This is a genomic window from Campylobacter novaezeelandiae (assembly GCF_004323845.1).
In the GTDB taxonomy this organism is placed as follows: Bacteria; Campylobacterota; Campylobacteria; order Campylobacterales; family Campylobacteraceae; genus Campylobacter_D; species Campylobacter_D novaezeelandiae.
This window is the reverse complement of the sequence record NZ_QPGR01000002.1, coordinates 143,199-162,700: the sequence shown is the minus strand read 5'-3', so window position 1 is coordinate 162,700 and position 19,502 is coordinate 143,199. Positions and strand designations below refer to the sequence as shown.

Here is a 19,502-nt window from a genome sequence, read left to right as displayed (position 1 = left end):
GCCCAAAATAAATTTAAAATTGGAACAAAAATTGCTTAGTATTTTTTCGAATAATTTTAAGCAATACTTTATAAAGGATTTAATTATGATGAGATCACTTTGGTCCGGAGTTAGCGGACTTCAAGCACACCAAATTGCAATGGACGTTGAAGGTAATAACATTTCAAACGTTAATACAGCAGGTTTTAAATACTCTCGTGCTGATTTTGGAACTATGTTTAGCCAAACAGTAAAAATTGCCACAGCTCCAACTGATGGAAGAGGGGGACAAAACCCTTTACAAATAGGGCTTGGAACTTCAGTTAGCTCCACAACAAGAATTCACTCTCAAGGTTCAGTTCAAACCACCGATAAAAATACTGACGTTGCGATCAATGGAGATGGGTTTTTTATGGTAAGTGATGATGGTGGTCTTACAAACTACCTTACACGTGCAGGGGATTTTAAACTTGACGCTTATGGGAATTTTGTTAATAATGCAGGTTTTGTTGTCCAAGGTTGGAATATCGACTGGGATACTCAAAGCATTGATTCTTCAAGAAGTCCAAAAAATATTTTCATCGATCCAGGCATGCACATCCCTGCAGCACAATCAACCGAAGTAGCTATTAAAGCAAATCTTAACAGCGGGCTTAATATAGGAACAGCCAGCAGACCATTATATGCCCTAGATTCTGTTCACGGATATAATAGCAAAACAAATGAAACTAAAGATGAAAATGATACAGGAACTACTCAATTTTATACCACTTCTAAAAATTCAGTTGAAGTTACAGAAAAAGGTGTTGATGCAGCATCTTTATTTAATGCTAATGGACAAGGCTTAAATTTAAGAGATGGACAAGGTATTTGGGTATCTTATGCAGATGCAAAATACTCTACAAACTCTTTAGGTGTTAGTGCTTTTAATCCTAATTTACAACAAAATCAAACAGCAGCTTTCTGGGGAAATGGTGATCAAAAAACAAAATTAAGTATAGTTTTAAATGGAGTAAAGATAGAAAATGATAACATATCAAGTATAGATGAAGCTATAACTTATATTAATACCTTTACAGCCCCTAATGACACAAGACAAGGCACAGGAGTTAAAGCAGTAAAAAATTCTGATGGTAGTGGTATAGATTTTATCAATGATAATTCAGATGGCACTACTGATAATATGAAAAATATCAATCTTGTAGTAAATTCTGATAATACAGCAGGTGAAGTTTGGACAGCAACTTGGACAGCAGGGCAAGATGGAGCTCCAGGTTCATTTGCATATACACATCAACAGAATAATAATACTTCTCTGTGGACAGCTACAGGTGGTAATGCAACTAATTTACAAGGTGATAGAAATGCACAAGTTATAACAGCTCATAAATATATCTATAGTTCTTCGCCTCAAACCCTTCCTCCTATGTATAATCCTGATGGAGGTTATGCTTATGTTCCAGGAACAAATGGGGGAGCAGGAAATCCTACTTGGAATGGCACAGATACAAATGTTATTGGTTCACAAAATTATTACAATGCTGTAATGAATGGTTCTTTATTAAATACTGAAGTAAGAACTTTTCATACTACTGAAGATTTAAGAGAACTTTTACAAAGAGATGCAAGATATGGGGTTGATTATGATGGAAATGGGACATTTGCTGCAGCAGATGTAAATGAAAATGTTAAAGTAGTTGTAAATTCTTCAGGAGCTTTTTCTATCACCAATGTTAATGAAAGTTCAAATAGTCCAACGCTTGTTACAGGGGGTCAAGGACCATTAAATTTTGGACCCCATAATATGAATTTTAATATCACAGCTTATACAGATGAGAGAGGAACTGTAAGCACTAATGATGCCTTTACAAAAATCTTTAAAGGACTTGATGGATCTTTCCCTGCTGGAAATCAAGTAAAACAAAGCGAACTTTTAAAGCTTAGTGCTTTTTCGGCCGGACTTGAAATTTATGACTCTTTAGGATCAAAACATACTTTAGAAGTGCAATTTGTAAAACAAAGCACCACTCAAGATGGTGGCAATGAATGGCAAATGATTATCCGTGTTCCAGAACCTGCAGAGATTAATACTACAGGCGAAGGTCCAAATAATATCATAGTAGGAACAGCAAGATTTAACAATGATGGCTCTTTGTCAAATTATAATCCAAGAACGATTAATTTTTCACCAAATAATGGTGCAGCTCCAAATCAACAAATCAAGCTTTCCTTTGGAACAAGTGGAAGTAATGATGGTCTTGTAAGTTCTAACTCAGCTTCAGCTCTTACCAATCAAGCCACAGATGGCTACACTTCAGGAAACTTAAAACCTGATGCAATACGCGTTGATGATAAAGGAAATATCTTAGGTGAATTTACAAATGGAAAAACCTTTGCAGTAGCAAAAATAGCTATGGCTTCAGTGGCAAACAACTCAGGTCTTGAAGAAATAGGCGGAAATCTTTTCAAAGTTACTGCAAATAGTGGAAATATAGTAGTTGGAGAAGCTGGAACAGGTGGACGTGGAGAGATGAAAACCTCAGCGCTTGAAATGTCAAACGTGGACTTAAGCCGTTCTTTAACTGAGCTTATCATTATCCAAAGAGGCTATCAAGCAAATTCTAAAACTATTTCAACTAGTGATCAAATGCTTCAAACTTTGATCCAGTTAAAACAATAATCAAACTTTATCCTTTTTGGATAAAGCTTTTATCTAAGTTAATCTTAGATAAAAATCTTGCTTTGCAAGCCTACTTTTAGTGGTTTTACAATACAAGATTTATACGTAGGCTTGATGCCTTCAATTATTGCTAACTCACCTTTTGGTGGGTTGCAATTTAATTGATACTTTTTATAAATTTAAAAATATAAAAAAGCAAATACTACACAAAAACTTATCTTTTAGCTTTAATTTATAAATTAATAAAGCAAAAATTAATCTTTTATAAGTATGATAAAAGATTTAATACTTTTTAAGGAAATTATATGCTCTTAAGTAATCCCATTATTATAAGTGTTATTTTAATGACTTTACTTTGTATTTTTCGTTTTAATGTCTTACTTAGCCTTTTAATCTCTGCTTTAGTAGCTGGAATGCTTTCTCACTTATCTATGGTCGAAACTATGGATATCTTAATAGGTGGTATGAAAGAAAATTTAAAAACTGCTCTAAGCTATATTTTACTAGGGGCTATTGCAGCTGCCATTTCTAAAACAAATTTAACCGCTTACTTAATCAAAATCGTAAGTCATTTTATTTCACATAAAAAATATTTTTTACTAATTTCTTTAACAATTATTTCTTGTTTTTCACAAAATTTAGTGCCTATACACGTGGCTTTTATACCGCTTTTAATCCCGCCTCTTTTAAGCCTTTTTAATCGCTTAAAAATTGATCGTAGAGCGGTAGCTTGTGCCTTAACTTTTGGACTTACTACTCCTTATATGGTATTGCCTGTGGGTTTTGGACTCACTTTTCAAGACTTGATAAAAGATAATATTGCTTCTAATGGAGTCAATATATCTTTAAATGATGTTACCAATACTATGTATCTAGCTGCTTTTTGTATGATACTTGGACTTTTTTTGGCTATTTTTGTTTTTTATAGAAAACCAAGAGAATACAAAGAGATAGAATTTTCTAAAGTAGATTTTGACAATCTTAAAATGACTCGTAAAGAATGGGGAGTTTTAGCAGGACTTGTTGTAACCTTAATCTGTCAAATTGCTACAATGAATTTACCTTTATCTGGACTTTTAGGTTTTGTTTTGATGGTAGCTTTAGGCGGAGTGGAGTATAAAAAAATCGATTTAATTTTTGATGACGGTTTAAAAATGATGGGCTTTATAGCCTTTGTTATACTCGTAGCAGCTGGATATGGAGAAGTTTTAAAACAAAGTGGCGCTGTAAATGAGCTTGTAAATTCTGTTGTTCCTTTTATGAAAGAAAGTAAATTTTTAGCTATTTTTATAATGCTTTTAATAGGGCTTTTAATCACTATGGGCATAGGAACTTCTTTTGGAACTATACCTATCATTACAACTCTTTTTGTTCCTATTTGTTTAGAATTAAATTTTTCTCTTGCTTTAATAGTCTTTATAATAGGAGTTGCAGGAGCACTTGGTGATGCAGGAAGTCCAGCAAGCGAAACCACAATGGGTGTTAGTGTAGGACTTAATGCTGATAAACAGCACGATCACATTAAAGATACTTGTATCCCTACTTTTATCTTTTATAATGGAACTTTATTGTTTATTGGAAGTGTGATAGCACTCTTTTTATAGAATTTTTAGAAACTTTTTATAATGGGTATAGGAACTTCTTTTGAAACTATACCTATTATCACAACTCTTTTTGTTCCTATTTGTTTAGAATTAAATTTTTCTCTTGCTTTAATAGTCTTTATAATAGGAGTTGCAGGAGCACTTGGTGATGCAGGAAGTCCAGCAAGCGAAACCACAATGGGTGTTAGTGTAGGACTTAATGCTGATAAACAGCACGATCACATTAAGATAAATAAAACTTTTTATTTATTAGAAGCAAGAAGGTGTAGGAATTTTAATGCTTTTGACCAAAAGCATTAATTATCCTTCCTTATATAAACAATGCTCAAATATAAATTTATGATCCTCTGGCAAGGCTTTAAATAAAGCATTAGCTAAATTTCTTATTTCCCAAAGAGCTGATTTTGAACTTCTAAGAGTAATAAAATTTTGCAAACTTCTTGCATTAATGCTTAAAGTAAGTTCTGTTTTATAACTTTCTGGCAAACAGTATTTAGCAATATCTAAACTAATACTTTTTTGCAAAATAAGACGCAAATTTTCTAAAGCTTTTATACTAGCATTATCTACCTCTTCATTGCCACAAAGAACGAGATAACGGCTTGCATTCTCAAAATCTCCGATTTTAAATTCATCTTCATTTCTAAGTTCTTTTAAAGTGTAGCGTGTGCTTTTTACACTAGGGCTAGTATGACGATGGCGTGCAACTTCTTGCAAACAAGCCCTAGAAATCCCTTGTATATAAAAAGTATAGTTTAAATGTTCTAAAGTAGAAGAATGTTTAAATTTGTTGCCTACACGATCTATTAATTCTTTATCTTTTTCTCCTCCGCAATCACCCTTATCAAAACTTTGCCAACAAGTTCTAGTAGCGTGAGAACATACAAAAAGTGGTGTGTGATGAAGTAAAGTAATCTGCATAAAAACTCCTTAATTTTTGAAATTTTAGCATATATTATCTTTTATTTTTAAAATTTTATTTTCAAAACCTCTTTTTATAAGTTCATTCTCTAGTGCGCAAATATGTTTTAAAAAACTTTGCCTTTGAAGACTCAATAAACCTTTAACTAGTCTAAAATACTCTATAAATTCTTCAATAAAGAGTAAATTTTTTCTTAAAAGCTCTTCTTCGTTTTTAACATTTATCACAGAAATTTTTGCCAAACTAAGCTCAAGCTGAAAAGAACTAGGTTGTAAAAGCTCTAAAAGATCTTTAAAATTAAATAATTCTTGTTTTAAACACTCTAAATCTTTGATTATCTTTTTTGTTTGCTCTAAATCAAGATGGCTTTGTTCTATACATTTTATCTTTTGACTGATTTTATCAACAAATTTTTTACAATTTTTTATACTTTTAATAATTTTTACAAAAGCTTTTAATAAAAATTCACTCTGCTTAGCAAAACTTAATACACTTAAAGGTAAATAAGATTTTTTTGTATCTTTTAAAAGCTCTTTAATACACAAAGAAAAAGGTTTTTCTATGCTTCCTTCTATCCTTAATCCACCTTCTGTGGCATTATAAACTTCTATGCCATAACATTTTGCCTCATTTATCATTTGTTCTAAAACTTGCTTAAAATAAACCCATGCTTCTTGAGTTTTAGCCTGTGTTTTTCCTCCATAAGCTAAGGCTTTTAAACCTTTATAGTTGCTACTCTCATATTTTGGAGTATGTTTATAATCTTTTGGGTGAGAATCTCCCTCATCATTAAAGGCTAAATCTTGACCTATAAAAATAATATTTTTAAAAGCCAAATTCAAAGCTATCACAAAAGCTAAATGCGCCACGCTAACTGAGTAAAAAACATAAGAAAAAGGTTTTAAGTCAAGATAAAAAGCAAAAAGATAATCCCTTGGTATAAGCATAAAAGAACGATTGTTTTTTCTAAAAATTCACAAGCCTTAGGAGATGCCACTCCTGCTAAAATAAAAGTTATATCTTTATCAAATTCTTTAAAGTCATTATTAAAAAATTCAGCCGTAAAATCAGTTCTTTCCACCATGCAAACATAATCAGGTTTAATGCCCTCTTTGGCTAAAATAGGATAGGCGCTATCAGCACAAAAATTATAGCTTTTTTCATTTTCTTTAAGCAAAGGGAGTTGCTTTGTTAAGCTAGGCCCAGTTGATACTATGATAGCATTCTCAAAAGACTTGCAACGATCTTGAATGAGATTTGTAAAACTAGGGCGCGTAATCATTTTGGGCAAATTGATTATAAAATTTTCTAAACCCATTAAAACATCTTTTGGATCATTTCCATTAGTTAGAATTTCTTTTTTAAAATAAGACATTATCGTTTCATTGACTTTTAAAATATCTTCTTGAAATTTAAAATAATACTCACTCATTAATTCTAGATGATAAACTTTTGCATATCTTACAAAAACAGGAGTAGAACAAAAATTAGCATAGTCATTTATGCTCATTTTGTCGGTATAAAAAATAATTAATCTTTGCTCTTTTAAAAAACTAGAAAAATCAAATAAGTGAAATACTATATAAAGAATTTCTAATTCTTTTTCAAAAACAATAATATGCCTATGATTTGTGTTTTGAAGCAAAGCCTTAAGCAAAACTCCATTCCCAAAACCATAAAAATAAAGTATTGGATAAAATGCAAAATGAGTTTGATATTTTATAAGTTTTTCATTAAGCTCACTTAAAACATCCTTATAAAGGCTCTTACCCCCCCCCGTAATATTAATATCTAAATTATGCTTTCCTAAAATAATCTTAAAATTTAAAGTCTTAAGCTGACTTAAATCTTGTTTTAAAATAGGATTTTTTAAGGCTTTTAGGTTTTTATCAAAGAGAGCTTTTTGAGTATTTGTAAAATTCATATTTTTCCTTAAAAAATTATAAATTCTTACACAAAATTACTTTATAAATAATAAAATAAAAAGCTTTTTTGGGTTATAATAAAACAAAAAATCTAAGGTAAATCAATGAAGCTAAAACAAACAAAATATATCTTTGTAACCGGAGGTGTTCTTAGCTCTTTAGGCAAAGGTATAGCTGCAGCATCCATTGGAACACTCTTAAAAAATTCAGGGCTTAATATAGGAATTTTAAAAGCTGATCCTTATATCAATGTAGACCCTGGAACAATGAGTCCTTTTGAACATGGAGAAGTTTTTGTTACAGATGATGGGGCTGAGACCGATCTTGATTTAGGACACTATGAACGTTTTTTAGATGAAAGCTTATCTCAAAGCAATAATTTTACAACAGGGCGCGTTTATCAAAGCGTGATAGAAAAAGAAAGACGAGGGGAATATCTTGGAAAAACTATACAAGTAATCCCTCATATAGTAGATGAAATCAAAGATAGAATAAAAAATGCAGGAAAAGATAAAGATATACTCATAGTAGAAATTGGCGGAACAGTTGGAGATATAGAAGGCTTACCTTTTTTAGAAGCCATACGTGCATTAAAACTTGAAGTGGGCAAGAATAATGCTATGAATATTCATCTTACTCTTGTGCCTTTTATAAAAGCCGCAGGAGAACTTAAAACAAAACCTACTCAACACAGCGTAGGAGAATTACGTCGTATAGGTATAAGTCCTGATATGATCATTTGTCGTAGTGAAAAATCGCTTGATAAAGAATTGAAAAATAAAATAGCTATTTCTTGTGGGGTTGAAAAAAATTGCGTGATAGAAAGCATTGATGCAGCAAGTATCTATCAAATTCCACTTAATTTTTTAAAACAAGATATTTTAAGTGCTATTGCAAATATTTTAGATCTTAAAAATTTAAAACCCGATATGGAAAATTGGAACAACCTTGTTAAAAGAGTAATTGCTCCAAGCAATGAGGTAAAAATTGCTTTTGTTGGAAAATACATCGATCTTAAGGAAAGCTATAAAAGTTTAACAGAAGCGTTAATCCATGCTGGAGCAGCACTTGATACTAAAGTTAATATCAAATGGATAGATAGCGAGAAATTGCAAAATTTAGATTCTTTAGAAGATTTAAAAGATGTAAATGGAATTTTAGTTGCTGGAGGTTTTGGGTATAGGGGAGTTGAAGGCAAAATAAAAGCAATAAATTATGCAAGAGAGCACAATATCCCTTTTTTAGGAATTTGCCTTGGCATGCAACTTGCTCTTATTGAATTTGCAAGAAATGTTTTAAAATTAAAAGATGCAAATTCAAGCGAATTTGATGAAAAATGTCAAAACCCTATTGTTTATCTAATTGATGAATTTATAGATTCTAATGGAACTAAACAAATTAGAACAAGTAAAACGCCACTAGGTGGAACTATGCGTCTTGGATCTTATGAGTGCGAAATTAAAAAAGATAGTTTATTAAGCAAAATTTATCACAATGCCAAATCGGTAAAAGAAAGACATCGTCACCGTTATGAAGCCAATCCAAAATACAAAAAAATGTATGAAGATAAAGGACTTATCATAAGTGGAGAAAATAAAGGACTTATTGAGGCCATAGAACTTAAAAATCATCCTTTCTTTTTAGCAGTGCAATTTCATCCTGAATTTACCTCAAGACTTGAAAATGCAAATCCTGTAATTTGTGGATTTATAAAAGCAGCATTAAATAATGAATACAATTAACAAAGAAGATATAAAAAGAATTTTAAAATTACGTTTTGAAAATGATATGCATACAAAATTATGCGATTTACCTTTGCCCTCTTGCTTAAAAGATATTTATAAAGGGGCAAATCGCATTAAAGAAGCCATAGAAAAAAATCAAAAAGTTGCCATAGTGGGTGATTATGATGTAGATGGTATTATTTCTTGCGTGATACTATCTGAATTTTTTGATGATCTTGGTTTTGATTATGTAGTCAAAATTCCTAATCGTTTTAAAGATGGCTATGGGCTTAATGAAGAAATTATTAAAGAATTAGATTGTGATTTAATTATAACTGTTGATAATGGCATAGCTGCTATTGATGCTGCTAAACTTTGCAAAGAAAAAAATATTGATTTAATCATCACCGATCACCATATGCCCTTGCAAACCCTGCCTGATGCTTTTGCCATTATAAATCCAAAACAAGAAGATTGTAAATTCCCTAATATAGAAATTTGTGGCGCACAAGTGGCATGGTATTTAGTCGCTGCTTTAAAAGAAGTTTGTAAAATCAAATATGATTTATCCAAATTTATAGAACTTTTAGCCATTGCCATTATTGCTGATATGATGGAACTTAGAGATTTAAACCGCGCTCTTGTTAGAAAAGGAATAGAATATATAAATAAATCAAATAGAGCCGCTTTTAAAGCGATAAAACTATACTATCAAAAAGATAAATTTGGACTTGATAATATAAGCTTTTTAATTGCTCCTCTTATAAATAGTGCTGGAAGAATGGATGATGCGAGTATCTCTTATCGTTTTTTGCATACTAAAAAATTACAAGATGCACAAAACTATCTAGAGCAAATTGTGAATTTTAATGAAAACAGAAAAGACGAAGAAAAACAACTTTTCGAAGAATCTTTAAAACAAATTGACGAAAAAGACGCTTGCATTATAGTAGGCGGGGCAAATTGGCACGAAGGAGTATTGGGGATAGTTGCAAGTCGTCTTGCCAAACATTTTAAAAAACCGGCCTTTGTGTTTTCAAAAAATGAAAACAAACTTAAAGGTAGTGCTAGAAGCGTTGGAAAAGTAGATGTTTTGTCTTTAATAACAAAAGCTAACTTTTTGCTTGAAAATTATGGAGGACACAAAGGTGCAGCTGGATTTAGTCTTGATTTTAAATACTTAGATGAATTTAAAAATTTAATCTTTAAAGAATGTCTTAAAATTCCCAAAAATGAATTTAATGATGCAGATGAAATTTTAGGAATTTTAGATCCAATTGAAATTGATTTTGAAATGCTTGAAATTTTAGAGTCTTTTGAGCCTTTTGGATATAAAAATCCAAGACCTTTTTTTGTTTTAGAAAATTTAAATGTTAAAAACAAAAAACTTATAGGAAAAGAAGAAAAGCATTTAAAACTCATATTAAATAAAGATAGCAAAACAATAGAAGCTCTATTTTTTAATTTTGATAAAGAACCGAATTTAAACGAAAAAATCACTCTAGTTGGAAGTATTTCTAAAAATGAATATAGAGGTTTAATAGTCCCTCAATTCATTGTCAAAGAAATTTATTGATTTAACTTTTGTTTGTTATTTATTAATATAATTTAATATATTGCAATAAATAATAAAGGAGAGTTTATGAAAAATATTATTTTTATAATAATGTTTTTAATTTTAGGAGCAAGTATGCTAGAAGCAAAACCAAAAATTGTTATATTAGCCACAGGTGGAACTATAGCCGGATCCATTGATAATGAACTAGAAACAACAGGATACAAAGCAGGAGTTATAGGAATTGAAACTTTAATCAAAGCCGTTCCACAAATTAAAGATTTAGCACAAGTTAGCGGAGAGCAAGTTGCAAATATTGATAGTTCTAATATGACTGATGAAATTTGGCTAAAACTTGCTAAAAAAATCAATGAACTTCTCAAAAAAGATATCGATGGTGTAGTAATCACTCATGGAACTGATACTATGGAAGAAACTGCTTATTTTTTAAATTTAACTATCAAAAGCGATAAACCTGTCGTTTTAGTGGGAGCTATGCGTCCTGCAAGTGCTATGAGTGCAGACGGTCCAAAAAATCTTTATAATGCCGTAGCCCTAGCTGCAAGCAAAGAGGCCAAAAACAAAGGTGTAATGATAGCAATGAATGATAAAATACAAGGTGCAAGAGATGCAAGCAAAACCCACACTTTAAATGTTGATGCTTTTTCTTCGCCTAATTTTGGAAATTTAGGTTATATTGTAGATGGAAAGGTATTTTTTTATAATACAAATTTAAAAGAACATACCAAAAAAACTCCTTTTGATGTGAGCAAATTAGATACTTTGCCAAAGGTTGATATACTTTATACTTATTCCAATGATGGAAATGGCGTTGCTGCTAAAGCTTTATTTGAAAATGGTACAAAAGGTTTAGTGATAGCAGGAAGTGGAGCTGGAAGCATTCATCAAAATCAAAAAGAAGTATTAAAAGAACTTATGAAACAAGGCCTAAAAGTTGCCATAAGCTCAAGAGTAGTGGCAGGATCTGTTGCCCTAAGTAAAGATGATAAAGATTTAGGCTTTATTAATACACAAGGTTTAAATCCACAAAAAGCAAGAGTTCTTTTAATGTTAGCTCTTACCAAAACAAACGATATAAATACTATACAAAAATATTTTGAAAAATACTAAAAATATTAAAGCCTTTAAAAAGGCTTTAATATTTAATATTATTAAACTTTAAAAAATCTCTTAATTTTTCGTATTCTCCTTTTTCTAAAAAGCGATATTTTCCTGCTTTTAAAATACCTAAATCAAGCGCTCCAAAAGCTACTCTTTTAAGATCCATCACCTCTAAATCAAAATGAGCGAAAAAACGCCTAAGTTCTCTGTTTTTACCCTCATTAATAATAACCCTAAGTTTAGTATAACCTCCACTTGAACCAAAAATTTCATAGTCTAAAAAAGGGGCAAAACTCATAGAAGTGATTTTTGTTTTAGCATGAGCTCCTTTTTTTTCATTTTGAATTTCAAGCCCGTTTTGCATAGCCTCTATAACTTGTTTATTTACTATGCCTTTAACTTTTAAATAATACTCCCTTTCTAAATCACTACGCATTAAAGAAGAAGCTATCACGGGAGAATCTGTTAATAAAAGCAAACCTTCACTTGCAAAATCAAGTCTTCCTACACTTAGCCAATTACGAAATTGTTTTGGCAAGCTATCATAAATAATTTTTCTACCTCTATCATCTTTTTTAGAAACAATCTCGCCTTTTTGCTTATGATAAATAATCACACTAAAACTTGTTCTTTTTTGAAGTCTTTTGCCTTTGATAAAAATCTTATCATCAAATTTTACCCCATCGCTTAAAAGGGCTATTTTATTATTGATCTTGACTAAACCTTGTTTAATAAGTTCATCTGCCTCACGACGAGAATAATGGCTATTGTGTGAAATGAATTTATTGATTCTCATTGTTATGCCTTGATTTGTTTAAAACTAACTTGTAATTTTAACATTTTTATTATTCACATTCGCTTTTATGAAAAATACTAAAAATACAGAAGAAATGATAAAATTTAAACAAACTCCAATAGAAAATATTTTTATAAGAAAATCTATATTATCTATAACTAAAAAATAATAAGGGAAATATATACAAAAATTAATTAAGATGCTTATTAAAAGTGTTTTTTCAAAACAACCTGCAGCATAAAAAATACATTTTATACTATAACTTAAATGAAATATTACATAAGCAAAATAAAGGGATTTAATGATACTTAAGCTTTGATTATTTAAATTTAATCCTATAAAAGTTGCTATTTGTTGGATATAAAAATAACTTATAATAACCAAAAATATAAAAAAGATATTTATTGAAAATATAAAAATCAATTTATTCTTAAAACAAATTTCATCTTTTTTTACAATAATCTTTTGAATAATACTACCAAAACTCAAAATAAATACAAGTATAAATCCCCAAAAATAAGACATAGCTATAAAATATTCACTGTTTTGATGCATTAAATTTAAGCTTGCTAAAATTACAAATATATAAGCCATATTATCTAGCAACTGCTCTAAAGCTAGAAATATATGAGTTTTTGCAATAAATCGTATTTTAATATTTTTAAAGCTATCATATATAAAATTTTATATAATAATAAAAACTAATAGTTATCAATATTAGAAACAACGGAACTTACGTTTTATAATACACACCACAATCTGTATATTTTAAAAAAATAAAATCTATCAAAAAGCTAACAATAAATTTAACAAAACAAATAAAAATTAATATTTTTATTCTTTCTTTAACCAAAAACAAAGTAATAAAAAACATTACAAGAAATTCTAAACAATTATAAATCATTGAAAATATAAAAATAAATAATGTGAATTTATACGATAATTAATAACTTTATAATTAACCACCACCCAGCCTATAACAATAAAAACAAAAAAAGTAAAATAAAATATTTTTAATGGATTTTCTTTATTTTTCCTAAAAGATAAAATAAAGGTGCAATTAAAAAAGCTTGAAATATTTCTAAAATCACTTAAAGCCACATCATCTGAGAAAAAGTATCTAAGTGATTTATATCATTTTGTATAAAATGTATTCTAATAAAATCATTAATTTCTGGTAAAAAATATAAGTATAAAAAAAATAAAGAAATAAAATATATTACTTTTCAATAAAACCAAAAAATTATTATATAAAATTTTCATTACTTTAATTCTTGAAAAAATTCAAAACTCCTTTAAGAAGCTTTGAATAAAATTTTACATTACAAAAATAGTTGGGACTATAGTTGGATATTTTTTAATTTTTCTAAATATATGCTTTCTTAATACTTGTCTGATTTGATTTTCTAAAAATCTTGGATCATTTAAAACTTCATCTTTAACATTGCTAAAGAATTGAGCCAAAACTTCAGCCATTTCCTTTGAAAATGCGTGATCTTGTCTATCAGCTACAAGTCCATAGCTAAAAACTCTAGGTTTATTAACAAGTGTTTTTGAAGCTTTATCAAGCTGAGCTATGATAACAACTATTCCATTATCGGCTAAATTTTGACGATCGATTACTACATCATCAGCGATTTGTTTATTGATTTGATTATCTACAAAAACTTTTCCTGTTTTAACTGTTTTTACGCGTTTGATATATTTTTGACAAATCTCAACCTGATCCCCATCGCTCATAAGATAAATATTTCTTTCAGGGATTCCACACTTCATAGCTGTTTCTTTATGCTTAGTGATATGATTATACTCACCATGAACTGGTAGGAAAAATTTTGGTTTTATTAGTGTTAGCATAAGTTTTTGTTCTTCTATGCTTGCATGCCCACTTACGTGAATTTCGCTAAATTCCTGATATGCTACTTTAGCACCAGCCTTAAGCAAATAATCAAGCACCGCAGAAACATTTGCTTCATTACCTGGGATAGCTTTAGCTGAAATGATAATTTGATCGCTTGGCTTGATTTTTATAAATTTATGTTCATCAGTTGCCATTCTATATAAAGCACTCATTGTTTCGCCTTGGCTTCCTGTAGTTACAATTAAAACTTCATTGTCTTTGTATTTATTCACTTCATCAGCATCAATAAAAATTTTTCTATCTAACTTGATATAACCAAGTTCCATTGTGGTATAGAGATTTCTCTCCATAGAACGACCTATAACACAAACTTTTCTTCCGTATTTTAAACCATAAGTGATAGCTTGATAAACGCGGTGAATATTAGAGCTAAAAGTGCTCATTATCACTCTACCTTTAGTCTTTGAAAAAATTTGATCAAAAGTAGGCCCAACAGAACTTTCACTTTTTGTATAGCCTTCCTTGTAAGAATTGGTGCTATCACTTAAAAGACATAAAACTCCATTTTCTCCATATTGTGCTAAACGTCCCAAATCACTAGGATAACCATCAATTGGGGTTTGATCTATTTTAAAATCACCCGTATGTATAATAGTTCCTGCTTTAGTTTTTATAGCAAGTGCAGAAGCATCGATGATAGAGTGAGTGATATGAATCCATTCTATATCAAATTCACCTATTTCATAAATTTTTCTTTTTTCTACAGGTCTAAACCATTTTCTCTCGCTTTTTAAACCATGTTCTTCAAATTTATTTGAAATCATTCCTAAGGCTAAAGGAGTTGCATAGATTGGAAATTGAAATTCTTTAAAAAAGTAAGGCACAGCTCCTATGTGATCTTCGTGTGCATGAGTGATGATAATAGCTTTAATCTTATCCTTAATTTTTCTAACATAAGAGAAATCAGGTATAATAATATCTACTCCGTGCATAGTCCCATCTGGAAAACTCATACCTATATCTACAATAATAGCTTCATTATTTGTTTCAAAAATAGTAATATTGCCACCAATTTCACCCAAACCACCAAGAGGAGTTATGCGGATCTTGTGTTCACTTGAGTTATTGTATTTTAGAGGATTTAAACGATTTTCATGCGAAATACGATTTGCTTCTATACACTCAGCAAGAGCGATCTGCCAGTCTTCATTTCCGATTAATTTAGAAGGAAGATTTTTTCTTTTTTTCTTTTTTTCTTCTTGATTATTTTGAGTATTAGAATTTGAGTTTTCGTGTTCTGAATTTTGAATATTTTTTTTTCTTTTATTTCTATATTTATAATGTTTATTGTTTTTAGAATTAAAATTTATCTTTTGCTCTTGGTTTTCTTGATTATTTTCGCTCATATTCATCCTTTAATTTTTCATAAATTTTAAGGTATGAATCAACGCAAATTTCGTGGGGTCTTGCATTTTCTTTTATATTAAGACTATTTAAAATTTCTAAAACTTTATTTCTATGAAGACTCAAATTTTTAAGAAGCTGTTTTCTTGGAAATTTAAAACAATCTTTTAAAAAAAATTTAAAATCTTCTATATTACAAAGTTCCCTAAATTCTTTTTCCTTTATCAAACTCATCACAGATGAGACAACTTTTGGTTCGGGATTAAAACATTTAGGATCTACATCAAAAAGTATTTTTCTTTTGCAAATTAAAGCACTTAAAACTCCTAAAGAAGAAAATTCTTTTTCATTTTCTTTAGCACAAAATTTAAGAGCCATTTCTTTTTGTACCATAACAATAAGCCCTAAACAGTTTTCATCTTCTAAGGCCTTTAAAATTAAATGACTTGCTATATAATAAGGTAAATTTGCAATCAAAAAATACTTATTTTCATCAAAACTTCCTTTAACCTCGCTTGCATCTTGATGTAATAATCTTAATTTTCCACATTCGATTTCTTTTTGAAATTTCTTTTGCAAAAGCGGTATAAGTTCTTTATCGATTTCATATGCTTTAACAAAAGAAATTTTTAAAAGTTCTTGCGTTAAATCACCTAAGCCAGGCCCAATCTCAACAATATTATTTGTTTCTTTGGGTATGGCTTGGATGATTTTATAAACTATTTCTTTATTATTTAAAAAATTCTGTCCATAATATTTTTTTGCTTTAATCATAAAAAATTATTTTATCTAAAAATTCTTAATTAAGTCTTTTTAGATAAAATTCTAAAAATAAATTAAGAAAGGATTAGATGATAATTTGTGCAGGAGGTAATGAAAATTTCTCATTTGCCAAAGCTATAGGCATAGGATTAGTAGAAGCAACTTGTAATCTAACTAAAATCTGTCATATATATAAACCATCAAATCTAGTATTTATAGGGACTTGTGGATTATACGAAAAGGGTAAAATTTTAGAAATTTATAAAAGCTCTCATGCCTATAATATTGAATTTTCAAAAATTTCAAACAATTTTTACACTCCAGCACAAAATGAAATTTGTCTTAAAAATGAAAATGTTTCTTGTGAAACAATTAAAATAAATTCTTCAAATTATATTTGTCAAGATAAAAAAGCTGCCAAAGAATTTGCTAAATTAGATTTTTTTGCTGAAAATATGGAAGCTTTTGCTATTTTAAGCGTGGCTAAAAATTTTGGAATTTTTGCAGAGTGTATTCTATGTGCAACTAATTTTTGCAATGAAAACGCACATAAAGATTTCATAAAAAATCATCAAAAAGCCAAAGAAAATTTAATACAATATTTAAAAGAACATAATTATCTCTAAAATATAAGGAATAAATTTTGAAAGAAACTGTAAATATTTTAGATTTTTTACCCGAAGAATTGGAAGAATATATCAATCCAATGTTTCGCGTGAAACAAATTTATCAATGGATATATCAAAAATATGCCGATAATTTTCTAGAAATGACCTCTTTGCCAAAAAATTTACGAGAAAAACTAAATGAAAATTATCATTTTAACCCTCTTAAAATCATCTATAAAGAACAAAGCAAAGATGGTAGCATCAAATATCTTTTTGAACTCAAAGATGGATTAAGAATAGAAAGTGTGCTCCTACCAATGAAAGAAGAGAAATTTGATGAAAAAGGTGTAAAAATCGCTCATGCTAAATATACTATCTGTGTCTCTTCTCAAGTAGGCTGCAAAAGTGGTTGTAGTTTTTGTTTGACAGCAAAGGGTGGATTAAAAAGAAATTTAAGTGCTGGAGAAATAGTAGCCCAAATTCTTTGCATTAAAAAAGATAATCAAATTCCTTATGAAAGACGCGTTAACATAGTTTATATGGGAATGGGAGAACCTCTTGATAATCTTAATAATGTATCAAAAGCTATTAAAATACTATCTCACAATGATGGATTATGCATAAGCCCTAGACGTCAAACTGTAAGCACAAGTGGCTTAGCAAATCAAATCAAAAAACTAGGAGAAATGAATTTAGGAGTATTACTTGCTATATCTTTACATGCTGTAAATGATACTTTACGCAATGAGCTAATGCCTATAAATAAAGCTTACAATATAGCTTCTATTATGCAAGCGGTGCGAGAATTTCCTATAGATCAAAGAAAAAGAGTTATGTTTGAATATCTACTAATTGATAACATCAATGATAAAATAGATCACGCAAAAGAACTTGTCAAACTTTTAAATGGTATAAAAGCTAAAGTAAATTTAATACTTTTTAATCCACACGAAGGGAGTTTTTATAAACGTCCAAATTTAGAAAATGCTATTAAATTTCAAGATTATATAAGTTCAAAGGGTATAACTTGCACGATAAGAGAAAGTAAAGGTCTTGATATTTCAGCAGCTTGTGGACAATTAAAAGAAAGAAAGAAAAATGAGTTGGCTTGATATTATAGAACTTATTTTTATATTCTTGGTTGTTATCATAGGCTTTTGTGGTATGGCTTGGGTAATTACAAAAGATAATAAAAATTAGTTTTTAATTTTTAACAAAATCAATTTTTTGCAGTATAATAAATAAAAAAGGTTTATTATGGCAAAAAAACAGCATATATTTCACCCTAATGATACTAAATTTGATAAAAAAATGGTTGAAATTACAGAAAAAACGGGTTTTAAGATTGCAGTATTTTCAATGGCTGCTATGACAATGCTAGGAAGCGTTGTTATTTCTTCGGCTCTTCCTGCCATTAATAGACATTTTGATAAACTTTTACAAAACCAAAACGGGATCTTGATAGAATTTACACTTAATCATCTTGATATTTTAACACGTCTTATTTTAACAATACCAGCTATTTTTGTAGTAATACTATCTCCGGTTGCAGGAATGTTTATGGATAAATTCGGCAAACTAAAATTTGTTTTTCCTGCTATGGTAGTTTGGACAATTTCGGGTATAGCTGGATTTTTTTTCAATGATATTTATGCCATTCTTGTTTCAAGAGCTGTATTTGGAATAGCAACAGCTTTTATTATGACAGGAGCTTCAGCTTTACTTGGAGATTATTATAGTAGAGGTGGATTTAATCGCCGTGAAAATGCTCTTTCTTGGCAAGGTTTTTTCTGTGCCGTTGGAGGGGCTATTTTTATTTCTATTGCGGGTTATGTTTCTAGCTATTCTTGGCGTTATCCTTTTTTAGTATATGGACTTGGAATTTTAATCACAATTTTAGCTTATATATATCTCTTTGAACCTAAGAAATTTAAATTTTATAATCACACTAAAATAGAAACAAAAACAAATTATTGGCAATTTTTTCCTATATATTTTATAGGATTTTTTATCATGGTAATTTATTACATATCACCAACCCAACTTCCTTACTATATAGAAGATCATCTAGGACTTGATCCAAAATATATAGGAATTTCTATGTCAGTTTCTGCTCTTTTTTATGGAGTATTTTCTCTAAGCTATAAGTATTTAATGAAATTTATAAGCATAAAACAAATTTATATTTTAACTCTATTTATTGTAGGTAGTTCTTTTATGCTTTTATATTTTATTCACTCTTTTAGTGCTGTAATATTTGCTTTAGCCTTGCTTGGAACAGGTGGAGGAATTATGCTTGTTAATAATACTGCTTATCTATTTTCTATTTGTCCTGCAAATGCTAGAGCTAGAGCTTATGGAATTTTAGCAAGCTTTATATTTTTAGGACAATTTTTAAGCCCTATAATCTCTCAACCGATAGTAAGACAAATAGGACTTATTGAAGCATTTTTGGTATGGGCTATTGTGATTTATTTTGTAACCATTTTATTTTTATTTTTCAAACAAAAAAAATAAAAATTTTTAAACGAGTTTTATAATATAATTCTTATAAAAAATT

General features: G+C 29.4%; 16 protein-coding genes. 9 read left to right on the top strand and 7 right to left on the bottom strand.

The features are described 5' to 3' along the window. Positions 1-85 precede the first annotated feature (85 nt). The 3 genes from flgE to DU473_RS02160 all read left to right on the top strand — a co-directional run bounded on the left by flgE (position 86) and on the right by DU473_RS02160 (position 4,563). Positions 86-2,659: a flagellar hook protein FlgE gene (gene flgE / locus DU473_RS02170; protein ID WP_131186448.1), complete on the top strand. Its 2,574-nt coding sequence runs from the start codon at positions 86-88 to the stop codon at positions 2,657-2,659. 305 nt (positions 2,660-2,964) lie between these two features. After that, on the top strand, positions 2,965-4,263 hold the full coding sequence (locus DU473_RS02165; protein ID WP_131186447.1) for a Na+/H+ antiporter family protein: 1,299 nt from the start codon (positions 2,965-2,967) through the stop codon (positions 4,261-4,263). Between the two features lie 21 nt (positions 4,264-4,284). Next, complete coding sequence (locus tag DU473_RS02160) at positions 4,285-4,563, top strand: Na+/H+ antiporter NhaC family protein (protein WP_438830689.1); 279 nt, start codon at positions 4,285-4,287, stop codon at positions 4,561-4,563. On the opposite strand, the gene thyX is transcribed toward DU473_RS02160, so the two are convergent. The 3 genes from thyX to DU473_RS02145 are packed head-to-tail and all read right to left on the bottom strand — an operon-like array spanning position 4,564 to position 7,109. Beyond that, entirely contained in the window at positions 4,564-5,184 is a 621-nt protein-coding gene (thyX, locus tag DU473_RS02155; RefSeq protein WP_131186446.1) for an FAD-dependent thymidylate synthase, read from the bottom strand. Between the two features lie 24 nt (positions 5,185-5,208). Next, the gene (locus DU473_RS02150; RefSeq protein WP_131186445.1) at positions 5,209-6,132 is read right to left on the bottom strand and encodes a motility associated factor glycosyltransferase family protein; all 924 of its coding nucleotides are present in this window, start codon (positions 6,130-6,132) and stop codon (positions 5,209-5,211) included. After that, on the bottom strand, positions 6,087-7,109 hold the full coding sequence (locus tag DU473_RS02145) for a 6-hydroxymethylpterin diphosphokinase MptE-like protein (RefSeq protein ID WP_131186444.1): 1,023 nt from the start codon (positions 7,107-7,109) through the stop codon (positions 6,087-6,089). Before DU473_RS02145 ends, DU473_RS02150 begins: the two co-directional genes overlap by 46 nt. Positions 7,110-7,214: 105 nt before the next feature. Between DU473_RS02145 and pyrG the strand changes: the two genes are divergently transcribed. The 3 genes from pyrG (at position 7,215) to DU473_RS02130 (ending at position 11,520) form a co-directional block, all read left to right on the top strand. Then, positions 7,215-8,852, top strand: coding sequence for a CTP synthase (gene pyrG, locus DU473_RS02140; RefSeq protein ID WP_131163200.1), 1,638 nt, complete (start codon positions 7,215-7,217; stop codon positions 8,850-8,852). Next, complete coding sequence (gene recJ, locus DU473_RS02135) at positions 8,839-10,410, top strand: single-stranded-DNA-specific exonuclease RecJ (protein ID WP_131163201.1); 1,572 nt, start codon at positions 8,839-8,841, stop codon at positions 10,408-10,410. Before pyrG ends, recJ begins: the two co-directional genes overlap by 14 nt. A 114-nt stretch (positions 10,411-10,524) precedes the next feature. Beyond that, complete coding sequence (locus tag DU473_RS02130; RefSeq protein ID WP_131165640.1) at positions 10,525-11,520, top strand: type II asparaginase; 996 nt, start codon at positions 10,525-10,527, stop codon at positions 11,518-11,520. A 25-nt stretch (positions 11,521-11,545) separates the two neighbouring features. On the opposite strand, the gene DU473_RS02125 is transcribed toward DU473_RS02130, so the two are convergent. From DU473_RS02125 to rsmA, 4 genes are all read right to left on the bottom strand, one after another. Further along, positions 11,546-12,307, bottom strand: a complete 762-nt coding sequence (locus DU473_RS02125) for a pseudouridine synthase (RefSeq protein ID WP_131165636.1) — start codon at positions 12,305-12,307, stop codon at positions 11,546-11,548. 24 nt (positions 12,308-12,331) lie between these two features. After that, positions 12,332-12,901 carry a hypothetical protein gene (locus tag DU473_RS02120; protein ID WP_131163203.1) on the bottom strand — a complete coding sequence of 190 codons (570 nt, stop codon included), beginning with the start codon at positions 12,899-12,901 and terminating at the stop codon, positions 12,332-12,334. 723 nt (positions 12,902-13,624) lie between these two features. Further along, entirely contained in the window at positions 13,625-15,580 is a 1,956-nt protein-coding gene (locus DU473_RS02115; RefSeq protein WP_131163204.1) for a ribonuclease J, read from the bottom strand. Further along, the gene (gene rsmA, locus DU473_RS02110; protein ID WP_131163205.1) at positions 15,561-16,346 is read right to left on the bottom strand and encodes a 16S rRNA (adenine(1518)-N(6)/adenine(1519)-N(6))-dimethyltransferase RsmA; all 786 of its coding nucleotides are present in this window, start codon (positions 16,344-16,346) and stop codon (positions 15,561-15,563) included. The genes DU473_RS02115 and rsmA overlap by 20 nt, the downstream gene beginning before the upstream one ends. A 77-nt stretch (positions 16,347-16,423) precedes the next feature. Here rsmA and DU473_RS02105 point away from each other — a divergent pair, with 77 nt between their 5' ends. The 3 genes from DU473_RS02105 to DU473_RS02095 all read left to right on the top strand — a co-directional run bounded on the left by DU473_RS02105 (position 16,424) and on the right by DU473_RS02095 (position 19,459). Then, complete coding sequence (locus tag DU473_RS02105; RefSeq protein WP_131163206.1) at positions 16,424-16,960, top strand: phosphorylase family protein; 537 nt, start codon at positions 16,424-16,426, stop codon at positions 16,958-16,960. Between the two features lie 17 nt (positions 16,961-16,977). Next, the gene (gene rlmN / locus DU473_RS02100) at positions 16,978-18,054 is read left to right on the top strand and encodes a dual-specificity RNA methyltransferase RlmN (protein WP_131163207.1); all 1,077 of its coding nucleotides are present in this window, start codon (positions 16,978-16,980) and stop codon (positions 18,052-18,054) included. A 145-nt stretch (positions 18,055-18,199) separates the two neighbouring features. Beyond that, positions 18,200-19,459 (top strand): MFS transporter, encoded by a 1,260-nt coding sequence (locus tag DU473_RS02095; protein WP_131186443.1) that lies wholly within the window; start codon positions 18,200-18,202, stop codon positions 19,457-19,459. Positions 19,460-19,502 lie beyond the last annotated feature (43 nt).